The organism is Haloferax sulfurifontis (genome assembly GCF_014635105.1).
Taxonomy (GTDB): Archaea; Halobacteriota; Halobacteria; order Halobacteriales; family Haloferacaceae; genus Haloferax; species Haloferax denitrificans.
The window spans coordinates 189069-211619 of sequence record NZ_BMCI01000005.1; the positions used below are offsets into that span (position 1 = coordinate 189069).

The window sequence follows — 22551 nt, forward strand, 5'->3', positions numbered from 1 at the left end:
TTACTCGATGGCGAAGTGTTCGAGCGCCTCGCGGTTCAGTTGGGTACTGACGCCGGACTCGTCGGGGAGCGGAATCGACCCGTTTTCGGGCGACGGCGGGTTCTGGAAGATGGCGTCGGCGTAGGTGGACTCGCGTTCCTCCTGGCGCTCCTCGAACCACTCTGGGGTCGGGAAGTACTCCGCCATCGGCATGTTCGTGTGCCCGGCGATGGCGTGGAGCGTCGGGTTCGTGCCGGCGTGCGGGATGACGGGCACGTCGTGGACCTCGGCCATGTCTGCGACCTTCTGGAGCTCCGTGATACCGCCGACGCGACCCACGTCGGGCTGGAGGATGTCGACCGCGCCCTCCTCGAGGAGGTCCTCGTGGCCCCAGCGGGTGAACTCGTGTTCGCCGCCCGAGATCGGCATCGGCGCGGCCTCGCGGACCTCGGCGTAGCCGGAGATATCGTCGGCGATGACCGGCTCCTCGACCCACGCCATGTCGTACTTGCCGAGGCGCTGGGTCATCTCCTTTGCGTACTTGACCGACCAGCCCATGTAGGCGTCGCCCGCGATTTCGATTTCGTCGCCGACGGCGTCGCGGACGGTCGCGACGATTTCCTCGTTCTTCTTCATGCCCGCGCGGCCGTCCTCGGGGCCGTGAAGGAAACGGAGCTTCATCGCGTCGAAGCCCTCCTCGACGTACTGGATGGCCTCGCGTTCGAGTTTCTCCATGTCGACGGGGTGGAGGTTCGACGCGTAGGCGGGAATCTCGTCTTTGGTGGGGCCGCCGAGCAGTTCGTACACCGGCTTGCCGGCTTCCTTCCCCGCGATGTCCCACAGCGCCTGGTCGACCGCGCTGATGGCCATGATGGCGACGCCCTTCCGGCCGAACGGGAGCGTCGCGCGGTACATCTGTTCCCAGAGAAGCTCGCGCTGTACCGGGTCTTCGCCGACGACGATTTTCGAGAGCGTCTCCTCGACGACGGTCGCGATGGCCCCGGAACCCCAGTTGCCGACGCCGACGCCGGTGATGCCCGCGTCCGTCTCGACTTCGACCACCACGTCACCCACGGGACCCATCCACTTGCGGCGGGCCTGCGGGTTCTCACCGTCGACGTTGCGGTACTCGTCGTACTTCGACATGATGGTGACGAGCGGGAACTCGATGAACTCGCCCCACGATTCGTTGCTGATTTTCGTCGCTGAGATGTCTGTAATCTCCATGATTTGTTTGGTACGATCTCACATCCAATCGGCACGGGTAAAATAGTTTCTGTCGTCGAGCGGTTCGCGGCCGGATAGCGGGGTCGTTCAGTCGTCGAACTGGAAGACTGGCTTGCAGGTCTCGGAGTTGAGGAACGCCTCGAACGCCTCGGCCGGTTCGTCGACGCTGTAGGAGGTGTCGAGAATCTTGTCGACCGCGATTTCGCCGCGCTCCATGAGTCGAAGCGCCTGCTCGAAGTTGGTCCACGTCGAGCCGTAGGAGGTGTTGATGTCGATTTCACCGCGAACGGTCGAGGTGAGGCTGAGTTCGCTCGGCGAGTTCGGGATGCCGACGACGACGATTTGGCCGCCCTTGCGGACCACGTCGTTCCCGGAGACGACGCCGCTTCGGTGGCCCGTCGCGTCGAAGACCACGTCGAAGCCGATGCCGTCGGTCTGCGACTCCACCCGCTCGTCGAGACCGCCTTCTTCTTCGAGGTTCACCGTGTCGATGCCGAGGTCTTCGAGCAGTGGGAGGCGATACGACGCGTCCTGCCCGAGCCCGGAGACGACGACGTTCGCGCCGAGCGAGTCGGCGACGGCGGCGACGAGGACGCCGATTGGGCCCGGCCCCTCGACGAGGACGTTGTCGCCCGGCGTCGTCACCGACTGGTCGAGGACCGCTCGCGTGGCGATGCTCGTCGGTTCGGTGATGGCGGCGTGCCGGAGCGGCACGTCCTCGGGAACCGCGTGGACGTGTTCGGGAGCGACGGTGACGTACTCGGTGTATGCGCCGTCGCGGTGCATGCCAGTGATGGAGAAGTTCTGGCAGACGTTCGGCTGGCCGTTCTTGCACTGGAAACAGTGACCGCAGTCGTGAATCGGTTCCTCGATGACCTTGTCGCCGACGTCGAACGTCTCGACGTTCTCGCCGACCTCCGCGACCGTCCCCGAGTACTCGTGGCCCATGACGCGCGGGATGGGAATCCACTCGTAGCCGCCGTCGTATTTATAGGCGTGAGCGTCACTGCCGCAGAGTCCCGCGGAGTGGACCTTGATGAGCAGTTCGTCTGCGTCGGGAGTGGGAACCTCCCGCTCCTGTGTCTCTACCGAGCGCGGCCCGGTCTGAATGATGGCTTTCATAGTTGCGAATAACCGTGTGAGTTCGTCTCGGTTACACCATGTGAACACACCGATTAATATGTTTGGGTGCGGGCGGGGAATTTCGGCGGTAGCGCGGCTGAAGCCGCGGCTCTGGGTGCCGCGAGACACCACGCCCGCTGACGTTCGATGGGGGCAGTCGCGCCGAGTTATATTTCGACGCCGTCCGACTCCGACGACTGGGACTGCGATTGGACGGACGCCCGGTTCTCGATACGCCGGCCCTTGCGCAGTGCCTCCGTCTCGGCGTCGAACAGGTAGACGTGTTCGGGCGCGATAGAAAGCGACAGCGTGTCGCCGGCCGATAGCCCGTGGAACTCGCCGATTTCGGCGGTGACGTCGCCCATGGGGCCGTCGCCGTGAACGATGGCTTTCGTTCCGACCGGCTCGATGACGCGGATATCGACGTCGAAGGTCAGTCCGTCGGCGCGCCGCTTGCCCGTCTGGTAGAAGTCCTGCGGCCGGAAGCCGACGTTGACGCCGCCGGGCGGGACCTCCGCGTCGAGGGCGTCGCTCGGCAGTTCGAAGCTCACGCCGTCGAGTTCGACGCGAACGCCGTCGGCGGCCTCTTCGACGACGCCGTCGTAGATGTTCATGTCCGGACTGCCGACGAACTGCGCGACGAAGAGGTTCGCCGGTTCGTTGAACACCTCCTCCGGGCGACCCAACTGCTGGAGCGCGCCGTCGTTGAGGACGGCGATTTTGTCGGCGATTGTCATCGCCTCCTCCTGGTTGTGGGTGACGTACGCGGAGGTGATGCCGACCTCGGACTGCAGTTCGTCGATTTCGGTCCGCATCGTCTTGCGGAGCTTCGCGTCGAGGTTCGCAAGCGGCTCGTCGAAGAGGAACAGCCGCGGCTCGCGGATGATAGCCCGGCCGAGCGCGACGCGCTGTTTCTGTCCGCCCGAGAGCTGTGCGGGCTTGTTGTTCAGGAGCTGTTCGATTTCGAGCATCGTCGCCACCTCCTCGACCCGCTCGTTGACGTCCGCCGTCGACATGCCGTTGTCCTCCCGCTTGAGGCCGAACCCGAGGTTCTCCCGGACGGTCATATGCGGGTAGAGCGCGAAGTCCTGGAACACCATCGCCACGTCGCGGTTTCGGGCTTTGATGTCGTTGACGACGACGTCGTCGAAGCGAATTTCACCGGAGGTCGGCGTCTCCAGTCCGCCGATCATCCGGAGCGTCGTCGTCTTCCCGCACCCGCTCGGGCCGAGCAAAACTAGAAACTCCCCGTCTTCGACGTCGATGTCGAGGTCGTCGACTGCGACGACACCGTCCTTGTCGGGGTCGCCGAAAATCTTCGTGACACCGTCTACTGTTAGGTGTGTCATTGTAAAACATTACCGTAGAACACCCCTTAAACCTAGCGACTGACGACGAAAATTGACCGCGACGTGCGGCACCGAGAGACGGCGGGCGAAGGGTGTTATCCCTTAATCGCGCCGCCGGTGAGCCCCTGCACGAAGTAGCGCTGGATGTAGGCCAGTCCGAGCAGGACGGGAAGCGAGATGATAATCGAGGCCGCGGCGACGACGTTCCACTGGGTGTTGAACCCCTGTACGAACGTCAGGAGTCCCGGCGGAACCGTGTACCGCGAGTTGTCGAGGAGCGTCAGCGCGAACACCAACTCGTTCCACGCGAGGAGGAACGCGAAGATGAACGATGCGATGAGCGAGTTCCGCGCCATCGGGACGATGACGTACCAGAACGTCTCTATCGAGCTACACTGGTCGATGCGGGAGGCCTCGATAATCGAGTCCGGGAAGTCGTCGAAGAAGCCCTTCATCAGCCAGACGACGAACGGCGCGGTCATCGCGCCGTAGATGAAGATCAACACGAGGTGCGTGTTGAACAGGCCGAGCGCCGAGACGAGTTCCCACTCGGGGACCATGATGGCGGTCCCGGGGAACATCAGCGACGCGAGGAAGATGCTCATGAGCGCGTTCTTCCCGGCGAAGTCGCGGCGCGAGAGCACGTACGACGCGGCCGTCCCGAAGACGAGCGCGATTGCGCCCGCGCCGATCGCGACTTTCAGGCTGTTCAGCACGAGCGACAGGATGTCGATGTCGATGGCCGACGACGCCTGCCAGCCGAACAGGTTAGCGAAAAGCGAGGTGTAGCCGCCCGCCTGAATCGACGACTCGACGACGAGCCGGAAGCCCTCCAACGAGAAATCGTTCGGGAACACCGTCGGCGGAATCTGCTGAATCTCCGCGGTGGTCTTGAACGCCGTCACGACCATCCAGTACAGCGGGAAGAGGACGAACGCGAAGACGACGAGCGTCAGGAGCGAAACCGCCGTCTTGCGGACGTACGCGCCCGCCGTGGTGTCGAACAGCCACGACTCGTTCCGCCGGAACTCGGCGGCCGTGTCGGGGTCTTTCGCCGCCATCAGACGTCACCCCGCACTTGGTCGTACACCTGAATGTAGTAGTACGAGAACACGAGCAGGACGACGAACAGGATGAGCGACAGCGCCGACGCCAGCCCCACGTCGAAGTCGACGAACGCCGTCCGGTAGATCATGACCGGGAGCGTGCTACTGGAGACGCCGGGGCCGCCCTTCGTCATCACCCAAATCATCGAGAAGTTCCTGATGTTGTAGATGAGCATCAGGAGGAACCCGATGGCGAGGTTGTACCGCATCATCGGGATGGTGATGAACCGGAACTGCTCCCACGGCGTCGCGCCGTCCATGCGCGCGGCCTCGTAGAGATGCTCGTCGATGCCCTGCAGGGACGTGAGCGTCAACAGCGCGAAAAGCGGTGCGAGCCGCCAAATCATCCCGATGATGGGCGGCCACAGCGAGAGCTCCGTCGAGCCGAGCATGACGATGTACTCGTCGATGACGCCGAGCTGGACGAGCAGTTCGTTGATGATGCCCTGCGACCCGCCGAACATGAACTGCCAGATGGACGCGCCGACGACCCGCGGGAGGACCCACGGGATGAGCACGATTGCGCTCGCGACGCTCGTGTACGGCAGTTTCTCGTGGAGGAGCCAACCCATCAGGAAGCCGAGGACGATAGCGGCGGAACTGCCGACGACGACCCAGATGAGCGTGTTCCACAGCACCTGATGGATAGTCGGATTCGACCAGATTTCGGCGTAGTTCGCCAGTCCGATAAACTCGGCCTCGCTGGGCGCGAGCAGGTCCTTGTTGAAGAAGCTCGAATAGATCGCCTGCGCGATGGGGTAGAGGATGAACAGCCCGACGAGCGCCGTCACCGGCAGGACCGGGAGGTACACCTTGACGCCCTCCGGAATCCGCTCGGAGACGCTCTCGAACGAGCCCCTCGCCTGCTTCGAGTAACTCATGGTCGTAACTCACCGCCGTTGGGCCGCCGTCGTTCGAGCGACGGTTCGAGTCGCATCGTCAGGCCAGCTCCTCGTCGATGACTTCCTGAACCGATTCGTTGGCGGCGCTACAGGCCTCCTCTGCCGTCGCGTTGCCGAGGACGACCGGCTGGATGACCTCGGTGTTGATGATGCTCTGGACCGACGCGATGCCCGAGAACGACGGGAACCGCGAGGTGCGCGTGAACAGGTCGTCGTTCTCGTACAGCGTCACGAGGTCGCCGAACTGGCTCCGGAAGAGGTCGCTCGGGTCCTCGAAGGCGCTTTCGAGCGTCGGGACGCGCCCGCGGATGCCCACGTCGTTCTCGGCGTCGTAGGTCCACGGCGCGAGCTGTTCTTCGGAGTTCCACCACTCGGTGAAGTCGAAGGCGGCCTGCAGTTCGGCCTCCGAGTCGGTGCCGTTGCCGAGCATGAAGCCCTGCGCGTTCTGCAGGAGCAGGTCGCGGGGTTCGAAGCTCCCCGACGGGCTGTCCGGAAGCGGCGCGCGGGTGACGGTGTGGCCCTCGCCGTCGAGCCACGCCTGCGGCGCGCCGGTCGTCTGGTAGACCGCGTTCGCGTGGGAGTACGTGATGAAGATGCCGGACTCGCCCTCGCGGAGGAGCCGTCCCGCACCGATGTGGTCGTTCTCGGCCATCGAGTCGGGGAACAGACCGGCCTCGGCGATGTCCTGATAGAGCCTGACGGCGTCGACGAAGCCGGGTTGGTCGACCGTCGCCTCCAGCGTCTCGGGGTCGAAGTACCGACCGCCGTTGGCGTAGACGAAGCCGATGAAGTAGCCGGTCGTCAGGCCGAAGTCGGTCCCCGGCGCGGTAATCGCCGCCGACACCTCGTCGAGCTCCTGCATCTCCTCGCCGAGTTGGATGAGCTCCTCCCAGTTGCGCGGCGGGCTGTCGAAACTCGTCTGTTCGAGGTAGTCGGTTCGGATGTCCACGAACGGACCGAGGTCGGCGTAGCCGCCGGGAAGCCCCCACTGCCGCTCTCCTTCGGTGTCGCCGAGGCTGTCGTAAATCTGCGTGTCGACGTTCGCCTGGATGAACCGGCTGTTTATCTCCTCCAACTGGTCGGCGAACTGCTCTTGGTCGAGCGGTTGGATGGCGCTCGCGCCGACGTAATCCGGAATCTGCTGAGTCTGGCCGGCCATCACGTCCGGGAGGTTGTTGTTCGCCGCCGCGGACGCGATAATCTGGTACTTCTGCCCCCACTCTTGGTGCTGGTAGGTGACGTCGTGGTCGCTGTAACTGCTGTAGTGGTTACTGATGTACTCACGTTCGGCGGGGATGCCGCCGAACAGCCAGAAGTCGAGTGACTGCGACCCGGAGTCGCCGCCACCGCCGCCGGAGCCTCCCCCGTCGGAACCGCCATCGGAACCACTGCCACCGCCGTTCCCGCCACCCATACAACCCGCTAGTGCCGCTGTGAGACCTGCTCCGAGTCCGGTCACGTACCGCCGCCTACTGAGCCGGTTCTGTGAACCACTATCAGTCATGATGTGCCATTACAAACCACTATGATTCATTATAATAAATATACCGGTGTCATTCGGAGATGGAGAGTTCAGCCACCGGATCGACGACAGTGCGAGCGAGGCACGCGGTGACGACCGGTTACGCTCACCCGAGGTCGACGTGCCGACGGAACGATTTCCCGGTCAGCCACGACCGGTCGGCCGCCGACAGCGAGTCGACCTGCTTGAGCCAGTTACACGCCTCGGCGTAGCTGGCGACGTCGCTGACGTTGGGGTAGTCGGAGCCCCAGACGACCCGCTCGCGACCGAAGGTGTCGAGGAGCCACCGGACGTGGTCGTGCATGTCGGCGTAGGGAAACGCCGAGTCGGACATGTGGACGATTTCCGAGACCTTCACCGCGACCGAGTCGTGTTCCGCGAGGTCGGCGAACCGGCCGAACGTCCCCTCGTCGGTGGGGGTTTCGGGGCCGGCGTGGGCGAAGTGGTCGAACAGGTAGGTGAGTTCGGGATACGCCTCGACGAGTTCGAGCGCCTGGTCGAGTTGGCCGTGGTCGCAGAGAATCTGGACGGTCGCGTCGTGGTCGACCGCGGCCTCCCAGAACGCGGTCTCCTCGACGCTCTCTCGGAGCCACGTCACGCTCGGGTCGAACGTCTCCCACATGCGATCGTACGGGCAGGCCGCGCCGAGGCGGAAGCCGAGGACGCCGTCGGTCTCCATACAGCGGTCGAGACGCTCGACCGCGTCGTCGGCGAAGGGGTCGAGCATCACGATGCCGTGGAGTCGGTCGTACTCGGCGGCGACCCGTCGGGTGTACCAGTTGTCCGTCCAGTCGCAGATAGGGTAGCCCACGACGACCGCCTCGTCCACGCCGTTTCGGTCCATGTCGGCGAGCAGGCGCTCGGCGGTGTAGACGGTGTGTACGTCGAAGCTGTCCACGAGGTCCAAGATGGGGCCGTTGGTCCACGGGTGTTCCGGGCTCGCGGCACCCCACGCGTGGGTGTGGGAATCTATCATTACAGTCGACGACGGCCGACCCCGTACTAAATCTTACCCGCCGAAAAGCTAAGACGGGTGCCGCCGAATCGGAGGCCGCATGGCGCGAATCGCGTTCCACTTGGAGATAGAAGACGGCAAGCGAGAGGAGTACCGAACGAAACACGAGAACGTCCCCGAGGCGCTCGAATCGGCCTACTTGGACTCCGACGCCGGCCTGCAGACCTACAGCGTCTTCGAGAAAGACGGCCACGTCTTCGGCTTCATGGAAGTCGACGACCCCGAGGCCATCCAAGACGTGATGGACAACAGCGAGGCGCAGGCCGACTGGGCCGAGGAGATGAGCGGCATCACCGTCGAAACCGACGACAGTTGGATGGAGGAAGTCTACCGGATGGTCTGACGGTCGAAGCCCCGAGAAACGTCCGGGCATGGCGGACGAAACGTCGTGCCGACCGAATTTATCAACACCATCACCATCGAATGAATCCCCATAGACTCTCGTTTTCGACCGCATCAGCCCGTATATCGGGACGATTCTCGGAGTTCTCTGCGAATCCGGTCCTGCCGGATATCTGTCCGGTGGTGTCGGAAATTCATTCGGGACTGAATCGACCAGCGGTGGTCGTCCGTCGAGGTGAGGTCGACGACGATAATTGCACGTTCCCGTCCTCGAGGCGGGCCATACGCCCGAAAGATTACGCTCATAGAACTGTAATTCAGAGCTAACTCCGGTCAGTCGACTTCTGAGAGACAGTTCGCGGTCAGTCTCGAATCGATGGCGACACCGACCACCGTGGTCGCGTGTCACGAAACGGCGCGTTTCTGTACTGACGCCGCATCTATCGCGGATATTCGCGGTATCTCCGAAGAGTTCCGACCGCGGATTCGCGTCCGGTGATGCCGGACACCGTTCCGGCGTGAGCGACTAATCACCCGACCGCACTCACCACGACGTGATGGGCACCTCGCGGAGCGGCCCCGGAAGCGGAACGTCGACCGTCGAGTCGGTGTAGTGCGAAAGGTAGAACCCGACGATGATTTCGAGCGAGCGAGTCGCCGCGACGCCGGGCGAGTAGTTTTCGGCGTCGCCGTCGAGGAGGTCCTGCACGTGGGCCGCCGCGTTGGCGAACGACCCCTTGTAGTCGTCCTCCCACGTCCACGCGCCCTCGATGCCGGGGAGCGGTCGCTCGACGTGTTCGCCGTCTTCGAGCGACCAGTAGCGCCACTCGCCATCGTCGTTGTTCATGTAGAGCTTGCCCTCGGTGCCGATGAAGCTCAGCGTCATCGACGAGATATCGCGCGGAATTGTGCAGTCTACCGTGACGAACGTGCCGTCGTCCATGACGACGTGTCCGCCGCCACCGGCGTCGTCGACCGACTCCGTGGCGTCCAACGCGTCGAGCGCCTCGTTCTCGCCGGTGATGTGGCCGCTCACCCGCGAGGCCCGCGCGTCGAGGAGGTAGACGAGCGTGTCGAGGACGTGCGTGGAGTTCCGCATGAGCTCCATGCGGTACTGCGCGCTCACGGACTTCACGTCGCCGAGGATGCCCTCCTCGCGGACGAGGTCGCGGAGTCGGCGAAGCTTGTCCGTGAACCGAAAGGAGTGGTTGACGACGAGTTCCGTGTCGGTCTCGTCGCAGACTTCGACCATCTCCTCGGCGTCGCTGACGGACGACGCGATGGGTTTCTCGCACCAGACGACTGAGGGGTCGGCCGCGGAGCGCGCGGCGTCGACGACGTGGTCGCGGTGGAGGAACGACGGCGTGCAGACCGACACGGCGTCGAGGTCCTCGGCGTCGAGCATCGCCTCGTGGCCGACGTACCGGCGGTCGGCGGGGATGTCCCACGCCTCGCCGAAGGTGTCCAGTTTCGACTCGTCCACGTCGGCGACGGCGACGAGTTCGATGTCGTCGGTCGCGGCGTAGCCGCCCGCGTGGCTCGCGTCGATTTTCTCTCTGCCGATGGCCCCCTCGTCGTGCATGCCGAGGATGCCCATCCCTGCGATTCCGCCCGTGCCGATGATGCCTGCGTGGTAGGTCATAGTGTTTGTGTCGCTCGCGTTCGTCTGTCAATGTATGCCGGGGCGTATAACTGTGGTGCCGGCCCCGAGCGGGCCAAAACGAAAGACGGGTCGGACCCTCAGTCGAGCGCGGCCGCGGCCATCAGGAACCAGCCCTGCCCGTAGGGCGTGTCCGTCAGGGGCGCCTCGGGCCCGCCCGGCGGGCCGGCGACGCGGTTGACCGCGCCCTCCTCGCCGACGACGCGGGAGACGGCCGCGAGCCCGTCTTCGGCGGGTCGGCGGTAGGTCTCCTCGTCGAGGAGACCGAGGTCGATACCGCGGGCGAACGCGTAGGCGAACATGAGCGTCCCCGACGACTCAAGCGGCGTGTGCGGGTCGTCGACGAGGTTGTGCCAGAAGCCACTGCCGTCCTGAAGCGGGAGGAGCGCCTCGCAGTGCGACCGGAACAGGTCGAGGAGGTCGTCGCGCTTCGGGTGGTCCTCAGGGAGCCGTTCGAGCACGTCAGCCGACGCGGCGGCGGCCCAGCCGTTGCCGCGCGCCCAGAACGCGCCCTGCGGGTAGTGGTTCGGCTGTTCGACCCAGATGTGTCGGAACAGCCCCGTGTGGCCGTCGCGGAGGTGCGCGGCGTGAATCAGAATCTGCTCGACCGCCTCGTCGAAGGCGGCGTCGTCGCCCGCGGCCGCGCCGTAGCGCGCGAGGAACGGGCACATCATGTAGACGGAGTCTATCCACAGCGACTTGATGCCCGCGAGGTCGGGGTCGTGGTGAGGGATGCCGCCGTCTTCGGTCCGGTCGAAGGACAGAAGCGACTCGTAGGCGCGTTCGGCCGCGTCGAGGTAGCGGTCCTCGCCCGTGCGGTCGTAGAAGTCGAGGACGCCGTGACCGATGGCGGTGCTGTTGTTCGTGTTCATGCACTTCTTGACGGTCAGCTCCCAGCTCGCCTCGTACTCGCGGCCGTGGCTGAAGACCTCTATCGGGTAGCTCGGGCCGTAGCTCAACTGCCCGGCGTCGTTCTGGGTCGCCACCGCGGTGTCGACGAGGTGCTTCGCGCGCTCGACCGACTCGTCTCCCCCCTCGGCGAGCAGGCCGTTGATAGCGACGCCGGTAATCCATGACTGACCGTCGATGTCCAGCGACCGGAGATACGACGCGGCGCGCTGGACTGGTGTAAGCTCGTCTGCTGGCATGGGTACAGTACCCACACGAAGACGTGCGGGGATGAAAAATGTATCCCATACCCCGCGTGCCACCGCGGTTCGCCCGGCGCGTGCGTCAACCAGCCGGCCGGGACGCGCTTCGGGACTCCCGGTCGCCCGAGCCAGCACGTTCCCCAGGCGGGAACAAATATATACGGCTCTGGTTCGACTGTCACACCATGAGCCCCCAACCGAACAAACGCCCCGGCCGGACCATCCGCTCGGTCCAGATAGCGTTCAATATCATCGACCTCCTGCAGGAGGAGGCGGGCATCGGGGTGACGCGAATCGCCGACGAACTCGGCCACTCGAAGAGCACGGTCCACAGCCACCTCCGAACGCTCGAAGAGCGGCGCGTCATCGTGCGCGAGGGCGACGGCTACCGTCTCGGCCTGCGCTTTCTCGACGTCGCCTCGCACGTCCGCGACCAGATAGGCAACTTCGACATCGTCCAGAAGGAGGTCGACTCGCTGGCCGAGGAGACGGGGGAAATCGTCCAGTTCGGCGTCGAGGAGTACGGCAAGGTGTCGTATCTCCACAAGGCGCAGGGGGAACACGCCGTCGAGACGCTGTCGCGGGTGGGGACCCAACAGCCGATGTACTCCACGTCGCTCGGCAAGACGATTCTCGCGTACCTGCCCCCCGAGCGCATCGAGGAAATCGCGGCGGCGATGGAGTACGAACCCAAGACGGCAAACACCATCACCGGGCCCGAAGAGCTGTTCGCGGAGCTCGAAACGATTCGCGAGCAGGGGTACGGCATCGACGACGAGGAGAACATCGACGGCCTGCGGTGCGTCTCCGCGCCCGTCAAGAACGACGAGACGATTCTCGGCGCGATAAGCATCACCGGTCCGTCGAGTCGGTTCACCGAAGACCGCCTGCACGGCGAACTCGCGGACTACGTCCGGAGCGCCGCGAACGTCATCGAACTGAACACGAAGTTCTCCTGAGCGCGCGGGGGCCCGCGGCTCAGTAGTTCTCGTAGATGGTCTTCACCGACGAGAAGAAGTCGAGTCCGGCGTCGCCCTGCTCGCGGTACGTGTTGGTCGACGAGTCCTTGTAGCCGCCGAAGGGGACGTGGAGTTCGAGGCCGGTCGTCTTCTCGTTGATTTTCGCGACGCCCGCTTCGACCTCGTTGACGAAGCGCTTGCCCTCGCTGAGGTCCTGCGTGACGATGCTGGCCGACAGGCCGTAGTCGACGTCGTTGGCGAGGTCGAGCGCGTTCTCGAACGAGTCGGCCTCGACGACCGCCAGCACGGGGCCGAAAATCTCCTCTTGGGCGATGCGAGCGTCGTTTTCGACGCCGGAGAACACCGTCGGCTCGACGAAGTAGCCGTCGTCGTAGTCGTCGCCGGAGAGCCTGCCCCCGCCGGCTTCGAGCGTCGCGCCCTCGGCGGAGCCGATGTCGATGTATTCGAGCGTGGAAGACAGTTCGTTCTCGGAGACGTGCGGGCCCATGTCGGGGTCGTCCAGTCCGTCGCCGACGACGAGCGACTCGGCGTAGTCCGAGACGGCCGCGACGAACTCGTCGTAGACGTCTTCGTGGACGATAGCGCGCGAGGTGGCCGTACACGACTGGCCGGTCGTGCCGAACGCGCCGACGCCGACGGTCTCGGCGGCGTCTTCGATGTCCGCGCTGGGCATCACGACGGTCGGGTTCTTACCGCCCATCTCGCACTGGACGCGCGTGAGGTCGACGGCGGCCGTCTCGGCGACCATCGTCCCCACGGCGGTGCTCCCGGTGAAGGAGACGCCGTCGACGTGCTCGCTCTCGATGAGCGGACCGCCGACCTCGCTCCCGGACCCGGTGACGACGTTCGCCACGCCGGCCGGGAGTCCGGCGTCGTCGAGGCATTCGAGGACGATAGAGACGACACCCGGGGCCTCGGACGCCGGCTTGAGGACCGCGGTGTTGCCGGCGGCGAGCGCCGGGGCGAGCTTCCAGACCGGGATGGCGATGGGGTAGTTCCACGGCGTGATGAGCGCGACCGTCCCGAGGGGTTCGTGCTTCGTGTAGAGGTCCTTCCCGGGGGCGCTCGCGGACTTGACGGTGCCGCCGACGTCCCGCGCCTTCGCGCCGTAGTAGTGGAAGATATCGATGGCGCGCTGTACCTCGCCGCCCGCCTCGGAGCGCGTCTTGCCCTCCTCGCGGACGAGCACCTCGGTCGCCTCTTCCTTGCGCGCTTCGAGGTTGTTGCCGGCCTCGCGGAGCACCGCGCCGCGGGACGGGCCGGACGTCGACGCCCACTCGTCCTGTGCGGCGACGGCCGCGTCGAGCGCCGCCTCGACGTCCGCTTCGGAGGACGCCGGGTGGACGCTGACGACTTCGCCGGCCGCCGCGGGGTTCGTGACTTCGAACGTCTCTCCCGACTGGGAGTCTGTCCATTCGCCGTCGATGAAGTTACCGTAGGTTCTCGACATTCGACCTAGCCATGCACACCCATCACTAAGTAAGCTTCTCATGCCGAACGTGGATGCTCGCTGTGCGCTCGTGGGCAACTCAGGGCGTGAGCAACGCGAATTCGGACCGTTCAAAGAAAGAGCGACGAGCCGCCGCCTCAGAGAAGGAACTGGAGGACGACGAAGAGCGTCGCGACCGAGACGGCGGTGGTGGCGAACACGTTCATCGACGCGAGGTCGGCGTCGCCGCCGAGTTCGTTCGCGTAGACGAACGACGAGACGGCGGTCGGCGTCGCGAGCATCGTCACGCCGGCTTGGACCGTCGACCAACTCGACGCGAACGTCGAGAACACCGCGAAGGCGAGAAGCGGCATCAGAACGACCTTGCTCCCGACGACGGCGCCGACGGTGCGGAAGTCGAACGACTCGGTGGAAATCGTGAGCGACGCCCCGATGGAGAGCAGTGCCACGGGGAGCGCGAGCGAGGCGAGCGCGTCGAGGCCCGTCAGGAGGACGCCGGGGACGCCGAGGCCGAGCCCGGAGAAAACGAGGCCCAACACGAGCGCCGGGATGACCGGCGTCTTGAGCACGCCGACGAACTCCTCTCTGAACGACACGTCAGCGCCGTTGACGAGCACGAGGACGCTGATAGTCAGCGGGACGTGGGTGAGCGCGCCGACGCCGAGGATGACGGCCGCCTTCGCCGACGCCAGCGAGCCGAACGTCGAACTGACGAGCGGGAGACCGAGGAAGCCGAGGTTCGAGTAGTACGACTGGACGATGGCGACGCTCCGAACCGAGTCCGGCGACACCCGGCGGTGGACGACCCAGCCGACGGCGAGCATGGTGAAGAGGACGAGCCAGAAGCCCAGCAGGAGCGTCGGCTCGATGACCTCGCGAATCGGCTGGTCGTACGTCGAGGTGAACACGAGCGCGGGGAGCGCGAAGGCGAACGCGAAGAACGTGAGTTTGTCGCGACGGCCGCTGTCGAGGAGGCCGAGACGCTTCGCTAGCGCCCCGAGGCAGAGCACCCCGAGCATGTAGCCCAGATTTGCGGCGACGGTCATACCCTCCCATCGAACAGGGGGGTCCTTCCGTGTTACGCTCGCGGAGATTTCGTTCGGATAATTCGAGCACGAGAGCGCCTGAATCGCACGGATTCTAGTTAATCGTCCATGAGGGATTCGAGCTCGCGCGCGAGGCGCTCGCCGATGCGAATCATCGCGTCGTCGCCGGGGTGGACGAGGTCGGTCGTCATCCCGCTGGCGGTCGGCAGGAGGTCCGGTCCCTCCACGAGGTGGACGTTGTCGTAGCCGCAGTCGGCGACCACGTCGCGGAGGTGGTCGCGGAACGTCTCGGACAGCGTCGCCTCCTCGTGGTCCCGTTGATACTCGCGCACGTGCGGGAACAGCGTGATGCAGGCGACGGGTTTGGTCGGGTTCGCCGCGGCGACGGTCTCGACCATGTCAGCGGCCCGCTCGCGGAACTCGTCGGGCGAGAATCGACCGACCATGTTCACCGAAAGCGAGAGCGTCGCCACGTCCCAGTCGTCGCGGGCGGCGATGTGGTCGGCCATCGCGGGGTCGCAGTAGGCGGTCCCGCAGGAGCCGAGGTTTATCGGGTCCGCGCCCAGTCGGCGAGCCGTCTGGTTGACGTACGTGAGCATCTCCGCCGACGGGGCCTCGCCCTCGGTAATCGACGTTCCGTACGCGAGGTATCGGAGGCTCGGCACCTCGTCGGCGGTCGGCGGCCGGCACGCGCCCTCGACGTCGTGATAGTAGATGTGGCCGCCGCGGTGGTCGCCGGGGAAGACGAGTCGACACACCTCGGGCGCGTAGCGCATCTCGCCGGTCGCCACCGGGTCGAGGTCGGAAAGCGACTCCGGGAGAGACAGTTCCACCGTCTTCGGTTCCGGCCCGAGCGTGAACTCCTCGCCGCTGGCCTGAAAGTCCCCCCAGAACGGGCGAACGAGGCTGTTTCGCTCCTCGGAGGAGAGCGTGATTCGAACCGTCTCCTCGGGGACGAACCGAATCTCGGTCCCAGCCGGGTGGGACATCCGCGTCTGCGCGCCGGTGTTCAGGCCGCTCCTGACGGCCTCCGGGACGCGGAGCAGTCGAAGTCCCTCGTGCGGTCTGACCCGCTGGAGCGCCCTGACGTTGTGGAACTGAACGTCGTCGTGCTGGATATCGTCGTGCTGCATGCCGTGTGAGTCACGCACACGCCGCACCTACTTATCCCTACCTCCGACCGCCGACACGCGGCGACGAGCGCCGCGGGACTCGGGGCGAAAGAAGCCCGATTCGGCAGTCGGGTTCCCGAGGCGGGAAAATTACAGACGTACGATTGTAATAGTCTGGCGACTGTGGCTCCGAATTCGCGCGTTGGGCGTCGACGCCGGACGACTGTCCGGAAGCGATAAATCACCGATTCACTCGTATTCCGGAGTTACAGACCTCGAACAAGCACGTTCGCAAGGTGGGAACAGGGAAACCATTGCAGATGAATAATCGGGCATAATTCGCCGGGAGTCCGTTCCCCACCCGCGAACGCCGCGCGAGAATACGACGACGCCGTGACGGTCGGTTCGGCCGGTTCACCCGCTCCGCCGTCGGACGCAAGCGAGCGTGGCTGACCGTCGCGGCCGGGAGGACGGCACGGTGTCGAAGAAGAACAGAGATGCGGAGGACAGCGGCGCGGAAGCGACTCGGCGGTGAGACGGCAGAAGGCGGTTGGGGGTGCCCCGACGGGCGCAGTCGGGAGGCGTCAGGCAGTGTGGGTGGTGCAGTCGGTTTCGGTGCGGTCCGGATCGTCGGGCGCGCTCGGGTCGGGCCGTCGGTCAGTCGATGACGCGGGCGATACCGTCGTCGAGTTCCTCGTACAGTTCCTCGGCGCGGCGCTCGTCTTCGGCCGACAGCGACCGAATCGGCTCGCGGACCGACCCGCCGTGCAGGCCGGCCAGTTCGAGCCCCTTCTTCACCACCGGGACGCTTATCGCGCCGGGGAGGTCGTTGTCCTGGCCCGTCTCGCCGCGGAGGGCTTGGAACGGAAGCGTCAGGTCGCGAATCTCGCGGGCGCGCTCCCAGTTCTCCTCGGTGAGCGCGTCGAACAGCGCGAGGCCGATTTCCGGGCGGAAGTTGCTGACGCCCGCCGAGAAGCCCTCGATACCCTCGTTCCAAAACGAGACGGCGAAGGGTTCGGCGAGGCCGTCCACCCAGACCACGTCGTCGTCCGCGGCGGCGACGGCCGAGCCGAGTTTGACCGGGTCCTCGATGGCGTACTTGACGCCGACGACGCCCTCGATGCGCGAGAGGTCGCGGAGGAAAGAGACCGAGGGGTCGAAGCCGCGGACGTAGGGTACGAGCGGCGTGTCGGTCGCGGCGTCGAGCTTCTCGTAGTAGCGGAGCAGTCCGCGCTCGTGGACGTAAGTGTGGTCCGGCGGCATGACCATCATCGCGTCCACGCCGATGCGGTCGTAGGCTTCCATCAGGTCGGTCGCGGCCTTCGTCGACCCGCCGACGCCGGCGAGGACGCAGGCGCTGTCGGGGAGCGCTTCGACGCTCGTCTCCGTCACGTCGACGCGCTCCTGTTGGGTCAGCGAGTGATATTCGCTGATGTTCGCGGCCGCGAGGAACGACGAGATACCGTCGCCGGAAAGCGACTTCGCGTTAGCTTCGAGTTTGTCGTGTTCGATCTCCAGGTCGTCGTCGAACGGCGTGAGCAAGCCGACGGCGACGCCACGGAGACGACTACGTACACGGTCGTCTGCGAGTGGCATGGTACAGTCAATCTGAGTCAACCGTGATAAAGGCATCGTCAACCCCTGAATCCGGTGTTCGCGCGCGAGAGCGCCCGCGAGTGGCCCATCCGCGAATCAACAGTCAGGCTTTGTGAACTATCGAAACGGTCGGGGGGTCGACTCCCGGCCGACGAGCGACGCCGGCGCGAAGTCGGATTTCGCGGTCACCCATCAATTTATTACGATTTGGTCAGAGTGGATTCGTATGGACGTCTTGATGACCGGCGTCTATGGCCGGTGCGGCACCGCAGTCATAGACCACCTGCACGACGACGACGACTACGACTTCACGTACTTCAACCGCTCCGACCGACCCGACGACCACCCCTACGGCGGCTACGACACCGTCGTCGGCGACGTGTCCGACTACGACGCCCTCAACGACGCCGCGGCGGGACAGGACGCCATGATCCACATGGCGGCGTACCCCTACACCGACGGCACGTGGGAGGACGTCTTCGAGCCCAACATCATCGGGATGTACAACGCGCTCGAAGTCGCCCGCGAGAACGAAATCGAGTCGTTCGTCCTCCTCTCGACCAACCACGTCATGGGCGGCTACGAGGACGAGTTCTCCCCCGAGATTTACGAGCCGGGTCACGGCCTCGTCATCGGCCACGAAGACCCCGTCCGCCCCGACTCGTTCTACGGCGCGTCGAAGGCCTACGGCGAGGACATGGGCCGGTACTACGTCGAGAACTACGAATACCCCAAGCAGTTCTACGCCCTCCGGGTGTGCAGTGTCCGGATGCCCGAGTACGACCACCCCTACGGCGACGCCGAGGCCGCCGTCGAGAACGGCGAGTTCGAGCGCGGGAGCGCCGAGTACGAGGAGACCGTCGGTCGCATGAAGGCGATGTGGCAGTCCCGCCGCGACTTCGCCCACGAAATCGACTGCTGTCTGCAGGACGACACCGTCGAGTTCGGTATCTTCAGCGGCGTGAGCGACAACCAGCGCCGATGGTACGACCTCGAACACGCCCGCTCGCAAATCGGCTACCACCCGCAGGACGACGGCGAGGAGTGGGACAGCCCGCCGGAGTAGTCTCGAACGTCCGAGTACAGGCGACTACGCGGTCGCGGGGTCAGAAAAAACGAGAGTCGGGTCAGTCCGCCGCGGCGGCGCTCACTCGGTGTGAAGCGTCACGTAGCCGTCGAAGTTGAGAATCACGAACTGCGCGAGGTCGCCGAACAGCGCCTTCCCGGTCGGCGACCGGTTCCGACCGAGGATGAACACGTGGTCTGCGCCCTCCGCTTCTGCGACTTCGATGACCGTCTCGGCACGCTCTTTCTCACTGGCGATTCGCGGGACGATGTCGTAGGACACCTCGTCGTCGGTCCCGAAGACCTCTCGGGCGACTTCCTCGGCGTCGTTCACCGCGCCCCGGAAGGCGTCCTGTTCCGTGTACGACGTGTGTTCGACGTCGCCGATGGTGTCGAGGACCTCCTGGGTCTCCTCGAACTCGTCTTCGGTGAGCGTGACGAGGAGGACGAGGTCGGCGTCCGCGCCCAGCGCGTGTTCTCTGGCCTCCCGCAGGAGGTCGGCGTGCGAGTCGGTGTTCTCGATGAGTACTAAGCCTCTATCCATGCACCCCCATTCCGTCTCGCCTTATCTAAGTCTACCGGGGAAAGGGACGGCGAGGGTGAGGCTGGCCGGGGCAGTATACTGAAATACACCGCGGTACTCTACGCAGACATGCCCGAAACGAGTCTCGCCGACGTGCTCCGCGATTACGAGACCCGGATGAAGTTCGTCCTCGTCATCTCGCTCGCCTCCATCGCCCTGCTTCTCGTCTCGCTTCCGTCTATCGAGCCGGGGACGACGACTCACGCGCTCGTCTATCTCCAGCTGACGACGTTCTGCGGGTTAGCGGTCCTGATGCTCGGACTGTTGCTGTGGACGGCGAGGAGCGCGTGACGGGGACGCCGACGCGACCGTCGTGACCGAGCAGAACAGGTATTTTCTCTATCATGGTCAGTATGGGTAAATCCAGTATCTATATTAACCGGGAGTATCATGATAGATGATACCGCATGGCTGGAAAGCGTTCAACCAACTGGAGTAGACGAGACCTTATCAAGTACGGGGCGGTGGCCGGGACGGCTGGACTGGCCGGCTGTTTCGATAGTTCGGGGCAGACGACCGAAGACGGAGGCGGCGAAGACGGCACGGACGGAGGCACGAACACCGAATCCGGGGCGAGCCTCGCCGACGACACCCTCGATTACCCCGCGGGCCGACCCGCGACCGACGTGCAGTTCAACCGGTACAGCCTCGGCAACTACGCGCACACCCTGCAGGACCAACTGTTCGAGGAAGTCGCGCGCGGCTACGCCGACGGGACGGTCCGACCCGACCTGCTCGAAGACATGACCGTCGACGGGCGGACCCTCACGCTGACGTTCCCCGAGGGGTTCAAGTGGTGGAACGGCGACGACCTGACGGCCGAAGACTACTACATCGGCCTCGAAATCGACCGCCTGCAGTCGCCCGAGCAGTCGCCCATCGAGAGCAACACGCTGGTCGACGACTACACCATCGAGCGGACGTTCAAGACGGCCGTCTCGCCCAACCTGATGAAGGCGAACGTCGCCGAGACGTTCGTCAACACCCCGCGGTCGATTTACCGCGAGTACCTCACCCGCTACGAGGAAGCGTCGAGCGAGAGCGAGCGCGAGAGCGTGACGAGCGACCTCCTCGACATGAGCATCACGACCCAACAGCTCATCGACGAGGGGCTCGGCAACGCGCTGTACCGCGTCACCGGCTTCAACTCCTCGGAGACCGTCCTCGAGAAGTTCGAAGACCACCCGTACGCGAGTCGCACGGACATCCCGAAGGTGCGCATCATCCCCGAGACGACCGCCGACGTGGAGTCGCTGTCGGTGAACGACCAGCTCGACATGAACCCCGACGTGCTCATGTCGGAGTCCCAGCAGTCTCGGTACCCGGACAACATCGAGAACGTCTACCGGCTCAACTGGTTCCGCACGCAGAAGTTCACGTTCAACTTCAAAAACGAGCACATCGCGCGGCTTCCCGTCCGACGCGCCATCGTCAACGCGGTCGACTTCGAGTCGATGGTCGCCGCGATGCGACAGGCCGGAACCGTCGGCGCGCCCGCCGAGAACCAGACGGCACTGCGCTCGACGATTCACGAGGAGTACCTCGGCGAGGAGTTCGTCGACCAGCTCATCGACTACCCGGTGGGCAAGGACCTCGACGCCGCGACGCAACTGCTCGAAGACGCCGGCTACACCAAGGAAAACGGCACGTGGGTCGACCCGAACGGCGAGTCGTTCACCTTCACCGTGCTCACGCAGAACAACAACACCCAGGTGCAGGCGACGAAGGTCTTCAACGACCAGCTCAACGCGTTCGGCCTCCAGACCGAGATTAGCACGGTCAGCTCGACCGACTACTACCAGCGCCTCCAAACGTACGAGGCGGACATCTTCTGGATATGGCACGTCGCGAAGGCGCTTTGGCACCCGACGGCGTACTTCTCGAACAACTTCTACGGCATCGAGGTCGGCGACCCCTCCAGCGGGAACGAGACCGGTCCGACGGGCAAGCCCTTCACGACGACCATCCCGAGCGAGGTCGGCGCGACCGAAATCTCGGGGAGCGGCAAGGAGATTCAGCCCGCACAGCTGATGAACGACCTGCCGAACTCCGAGTCGGCAGAACAGGTCAAAGAGCGGACCCGCGACCTCGTCCAGTGGTTCAACTACGCGCTTCCCGACTTCGTCTTCGTCGAGGAGGACTCCGGCTACTGGGGCGACACGCGGGACTTCTCCATGCCGACGGGCGACGACTACGAACTCAACACGAACCGGCCGGGCGAGTTCTCGTTCAAGAACGGATGGATTAGCTCCAACTCGCAGTGAGGTGAGACGGCACCCCCCACGGGCTTAACCACCACAATTAAGCTCTCTCACGCTAGAAGCCAAACTATTAATAATGACACCAAAGTATTTGTTGAAGCGTCTCGGGCAAGCGATACTGACGTTTTTCGTCACGATGACGGTCTCGTTTCTGCTGTATCAGGCCATGCCCGGTGGCCCGACGGAAGCGATGCGGAGCGTTATCCTCTCGCAGAGCGGCGGGAGCGTCGACATCGACCGACTGAACAGGATGATACAGCTCTACACGAACGTGAATCCGGACCAGCCGATGCACGTACAGTACTTCAACTACGCGTCTGACGTGATTCTCCGGCAGGACCTCGGCACCTCGTTCTTCAAAAACGAGGAGGTCACGACGCTCATCATGCAGCGTATCCCGTGGTCGATGTTCATCAGCGTCTACGCGCTCGCTCTGGGCTACTCGCTGAGCATCTTCCTCGGCGTGATGACGGCCTACCGCGAGAAGTCGCGGTTCGACTCCACGGTGTCATCACTCATCATCGGGCTCAACTCGATTCCGTACTACATCGTCGGCGTCGTGCTCATCTACTTCCTCGCCATCCAGAACAACTACTTCCCGACGGGCGGCCGCATCGGCTCGGGCATCGCGGCGGGGTACAACCCCGAGTTCATGCTCAGTCTCGTGCAACACGCGGCGCTCCCGGCGATTTCGATGGGCGCGCTCGCGACCTCCGGCGCGCTCGCCATGCGCGGCAACGCGATTCGCGTCCTCGGCGAGGACTACATCCGCGTGGCGCAACTGCGGGGCCTCCGCGAGACCCGCATCGCCACGCAGTACCTCGGGCACAACTCCATCCTCCCGATGTACACGCAGTTCATGATCGGCATCGCCGGCGTCTTCAGTAGCGCCGTCATCGTCGAGGAGGTGTTCGCGTACCCGGGCATGGGCCTCCTGATGTTCGAGGCGGTCAAGACGCAGGACTACCCGCTTTTGATGGGCACGCTCCTCGTGTTCACGGCGATTTCGCTGACCGCCATCTTCATCGCCGACCTCACGTACACGCTCATCGACCCGCGCATCTCGGTGGGTGAGGAGTAACT

Annotated in this window: 20 protein-coding genes; 6 read left to right on the top strand and 14 right to left on the bottom strand. The window is 64.7% G+C overall.

What is annotated here, in order from left to right; all coding sequences use genetic code 11:
• From rhcD to rhcC, 7 genes are all read right to left on the bottom strand, one after another.
• Positions 1–1206 (bottom strand): L-rhamnonate dehydratase, encoded by a 1206-nt coding sequence (rhcD, locus tag IEV64_RS14445; protein WP_188424208.1) that lies wholly within the window; start codon positions 1204–1206, stop codon positions 1–3.
• Between the two features lie 87 nt (positions 1207–1293).
• Positions 1294–2328: a 2-keto-3-deoxy-L-rhamnonate dehydrogenase gene (rhcE, locus tag IEV64_RS14450; RefSeq protein ID WP_007274254.1), complete on the bottom strand. Its 1035-nt coding sequence runs from the start codon at positions 2326–2328 to the stop codon at positions 1294–1296.
• 167 nt (positions 2329–2495) lie between these two features.
• Positions 2496–3677, bottom strand: coding sequence for an ABC transporter ATP-binding protein (locus IEV64_RS14455; protein WP_007274253.1), 1182 nt, complete (start codon positions 3675–3677; stop codon positions 2496–2498).
• Positions 3678–3772: 95 nt separating this feature from the next.
• Positions 3773–4738: a carbohydrate ABC transporter permease gene (locus IEV64_RS14460; RefSeq protein WP_004041047.1), complete on the bottom strand. Its 966-nt coding sequence runs from the start codon at positions 4736–4738 to the stop codon at positions 3773–3775.
• Entirely contained in the window at positions 4738–5664 is a 927-nt protein-coding gene (locus IEV64_RS14465) for a carbohydrate ABC transporter permease (protein ID WP_007274252.1), read from the bottom strand. The genes IEV64_RS14460 and IEV64_RS14465 overlap by 1 nt, the downstream gene beginning before the upstream one ends.
• Before the next feature lie 58 nt (positions 5665–5722).
• The gene (locus IEV64_RS14470) at positions 5723–7099 is read right to left on the bottom strand and encodes an ABC transporter substrate-binding protein (protein WP_004041049.1); all 1377 of its coding nucleotides are present in this window, start codon (positions 7097–7099) and stop codon (positions 5723–5725) included.
• A 214-nt stretch (positions 7100–7313) separates the two neighbouring features.
• Positions 7314–8183 (bottom strand): L-rhamnono-1,4-lactonase, encoded by an 870-nt coding sequence (gene rhcC, locus IEV64_RS14475; RefSeq protein ID WP_188424209.1) that lies wholly within the window; start codon positions 8181–8183, stop codon positions 7314–7316.
• Positions 8184–8262: 79 nt separating this feature from the next.
• On the opposite strand from rhcC, the gene IEV64_RS14480 reads away from it, so the two are divergent.
• Positions 8263–8565 (top strand): L-rhamnose mutarotase, encoded by a 303-nt coding sequence (locus IEV64_RS14480; RefSeq protein WP_007274250.1) that lies wholly within the window; start codon positions 8263–8265, stop codon positions 8563–8565.
• 543 nt (positions 8566–9108) lie between these two features.
• On the opposite strand, the gene IEV64_RS14485 is transcribed toward IEV64_RS14480, so the two are convergent.
• Positions 9109–10206, bottom strand: coding sequence for a Gfo/Idh/MocA family protein (locus IEV64_RS14485; protein WP_188424210.1), 1098 nt, complete (start codon positions 10204–10206; stop codon positions 9109–9111).
• Between the two features lie 98 nt (positions 10207–10304).
• Positions 10305–11372, bottom strand: a complete 1068-nt coding sequence (locus tag IEV64_RS14490; protein WP_188424211.1) for a glycoside hydrolase family 88/105 protein — start codon at positions 11370–11372, stop codon at positions 10305–10307.
• A gap of 188 nt (positions 11373–11560) precedes the next feature.
• Between IEV64_RS14490 and IEV64_RS14495 the strand changes: the two genes are divergently transcribed.
• Positions 11561–12334, top strand: coding sequence for an IclR family transcriptional regulator (locus IEV64_RS14495; RefSeq protein WP_004968552.1), 774 nt, complete (start codon positions 11561–11563; stop codon positions 12332–12334).
• Positions 12335–12353: 19 nt separating this feature from the next.
• Here the strand turns inward: IEV64_RS14495 and xacF are convergent, their stop codons facing one another.
• The 4 genes from xacF to IEV64_RS14515 form a co-directional block, all read right to left on the bottom strand.
• Positions 12354–13805 (bottom strand): 2,5-dioxovalerate dehydrogenase, encoded by a 1452-nt coding sequence (gene xacF / locus IEV64_RS14500; protein WP_188424212.1) that lies wholly within the window; start codon positions 13803–13805, stop codon positions 12354–12356.
• A 137-nt stretch (positions 13806–13942) separates the two neighbouring features.
• Entirely contained in the window at positions 13943–14851 is a 909-nt protein-coding gene (locus IEV64_RS14505) for an AEC family transporter (RefSeq protein ID WP_007274246.1), read from the bottom strand.
• Between the two features lie 98 nt (positions 14852–14949).
• Positions 14950–15984, bottom strand: a complete 1035-nt coding sequence (locus IEV64_RS14510; protein WP_188424213.1) for an SGNH/GDSL hydrolase family protein — start codon at positions 15982–15984, stop codon at positions 14950–14952.
• Positions 15985–16620: 636 nt separating this feature from the next.
• Positions 16621–17559, bottom strand: a complete 939-nt coding sequence (locus IEV64_RS14515; protein ID WP_188424214.1) for a dihydrodipicolinate synthase family protein — start codon at positions 17557–17559, stop codon at positions 16621–16623.
• Positions 17560–17785: 226 nt separating this feature from the next.
• Here IEV64_RS14515 and IEV64_RS14520 point away from each other — a divergent pair, with 226 nt between their 5' ends.
• Complete coding sequence (locus IEV64_RS14520) at positions 17786–18625, top strand: NAD-dependent epimerase/dehydratase family protein (protein ID WP_188424215.1); 840 nt, start codon at positions 17786–17788, stop codon at positions 18623–18625.
• Between the two features lie 81 nt (positions 18626–18706).
• On the opposite strand, the gene IEV64_RS14525 is transcribed toward IEV64_RS14520, so the two are convergent.
• Positions 18707–19168 carry a universal stress protein gene (locus tag IEV64_RS14525; RefSeq protein WP_188424216.1) on the bottom strand — a complete coding sequence of 154 codons (462 nt, stop codon included), beginning with the start codon at positions 19166–19168 and terminating at the stop codon, positions 18707–18709.
• 108 nt (positions 19169–19276) lie between these two features.
• On the opposite strand from IEV64_RS14525, the gene IEV64_RS14530 reads away from it, so the two are divergent.
• The 3 genes from IEV64_RS14530 to IEV64_RS14540 all read left to right on the top strand — a co-directional run bounded on the left by IEV64_RS14530 (position 19277) and on the right by IEV64_RS14540 (position 22549).
• Positions 19277–19498 (top strand): hypothetical protein, encoded by a 222-nt coding sequence (locus IEV64_RS14530; RefSeq protein ID WP_007274241.1) that lies wholly within the window; start codon positions 19277–19279, stop codon positions 19496–19498.
• 173 nt (positions 19499–19671) lie between these two features.
• Positions 19672–21471: an ABC transporter substrate-binding protein gene (locus IEV64_RS14535; protein ID WP_188424217.1), complete on the top strand. Its 1800-nt coding sequence runs from the start codon at positions 19672–19674 to the stop codon at positions 21469–21471.
• Positions 21472–21544: 73 nt separating this feature from the next.
• Complete coding sequence (locus IEV64_RS14540) at positions 21545–22549, top strand: ABC transporter permease (RefSeq protein WP_239640814.1); 1005 nt, start codon at positions 21545–21547, stop codon at positions 22547–22549.
• Positions 22550–22551: the final 2 nt, after the last annotated feature.

Bases quoted from the DNA above. Each gene is read 5' to 3' on its own strand.
- IEV64_RS14465 (WP_007274252.1), bottom strand. From the start codon at position 5,664: ATGAGTTACTCGAAGCAGGCGAGGGGCTCGTTCGAGAGCGTCTCCGAG.
- rhcD (WP_188424208.1), bottom strand. From the start codon at position 1,206: ATGGAGATTACAGACATCTCAGCGACGAAAATCAGCAACGAATCGTGG.
- IEV64_RS14470 (WP_004041049.1), bottom strand. From the start codon at position 7,099: ATGGGTGGCGGGAACGGCGGTGGCAGTGGTTCCGATGGCGGTTCCGAC.
- IEV64_RS14495 (WP_004968552.1), top strand. From the start codon at position 11,561: ATGAGCCCCCAACCGAACAAACGCCCCGGCCGGACCATCCGCTCGGTC.
- IEV64_RS14505 (WP_007274246.1), bottom strand. From the start codon at position 14,851: ATGACCGTCGCCGCAAATCTGGGCTACATGCTCGGGGTGCTCTGCCTC.
- IEV64_RS14540 (WP_239640814.1), top strand. From the start codon at position 21,545: ATGACACCAAAGTATTTGTTGAAGCGTCTCGGGCAAGCGATACTGACG.
- IEV64_RS14530 (WP_007274241.1), top strand. From the start codon at position 19,277: ATGCCCGAAACGAGTCTCGCCGACGTGCTCCGCGATTACGAGACCCGG.
- IEV64_RS14515 (WP_188424214.1), bottom strand. From the start codon at position 17,559: ATGCCACTCGCAGACGACCGTGTACGTAGTCGTCTCCGTGGCGTCGCC.
- xacF (WP_188424212.1), bottom strand. From the start codon at position 13,805: ATGTCGAGAACCTACGGTAACTTCATCGACGGCGAATGGACAGACTCC.
- IEV64_RS14510 (WP_188424213.1), bottom strand. From the start codon at position 15,984: ATGCAGCACGACGATATCCAGCACGACGACGTTCAGTTCCACAACGTC.
- IEV64_RS14455 (WP_007274253.1), bottom strand. From the start codon at position 3,677: ATGACACACCTAACAGTAGACGGTGTCACGAAGATTTTCGGCGACCCC.
- IEV64_RS14485 (WP_188424210.1), bottom strand. From the start codon at position 10,206: ATGACCTACCACGCAGGCATCATCGGCACGGGCGGAATCGCAGGGATG.
- IEV64_RS14490 (WP_188424211.1), bottom strand. From the start codon at position 11,372: ATGCCAGCAGACGAGCTTACACCAGTCCAGCGCGCCGCGTCGTATCTC.
- rhcE (WP_007274254.1), bottom strand. From the start codon at position 2,328: ATGAAAGCCATCATTCAGACCGGGCCGCGCTCGGTAGAGACACAGGAG.
- IEV64_RS14460 (WP_004041047.1), bottom strand. From the start codon at position 4,738: ATGGCGGCGAAAGACCCCGACACGGCCGCCGAGTTCCGGCGGAACGAG.
- rhcC (WP_188424209.1), bottom strand. From the start codon at position 8,183: ATGATAGATTCCCACACCCACGCGTGGGGTGCCGCGAGCCCGGAACAC.
- IEV64_RS14480 (WP_007274250.1), top strand. From the start codon at position 8,263: ATGGCGCGAATCGCGTTCCACTTGGAGATAGAAGACGGCAAGCGAGAG.
- IEV64_RS14520 (WP_188424215.1), top strand. From the start codon at position 17,786: ATGGACGTCTTGATGACCGGCGTCTATGGCCGGTGCGGCACCGCAGTC.
- IEV64_RS14525 (WP_188424216.1), bottom strand. From the start codon at position 19,168: ATGGATAGAGGCTTAGTACTCATCGAGAACACCGACTCGCACGCCGAC.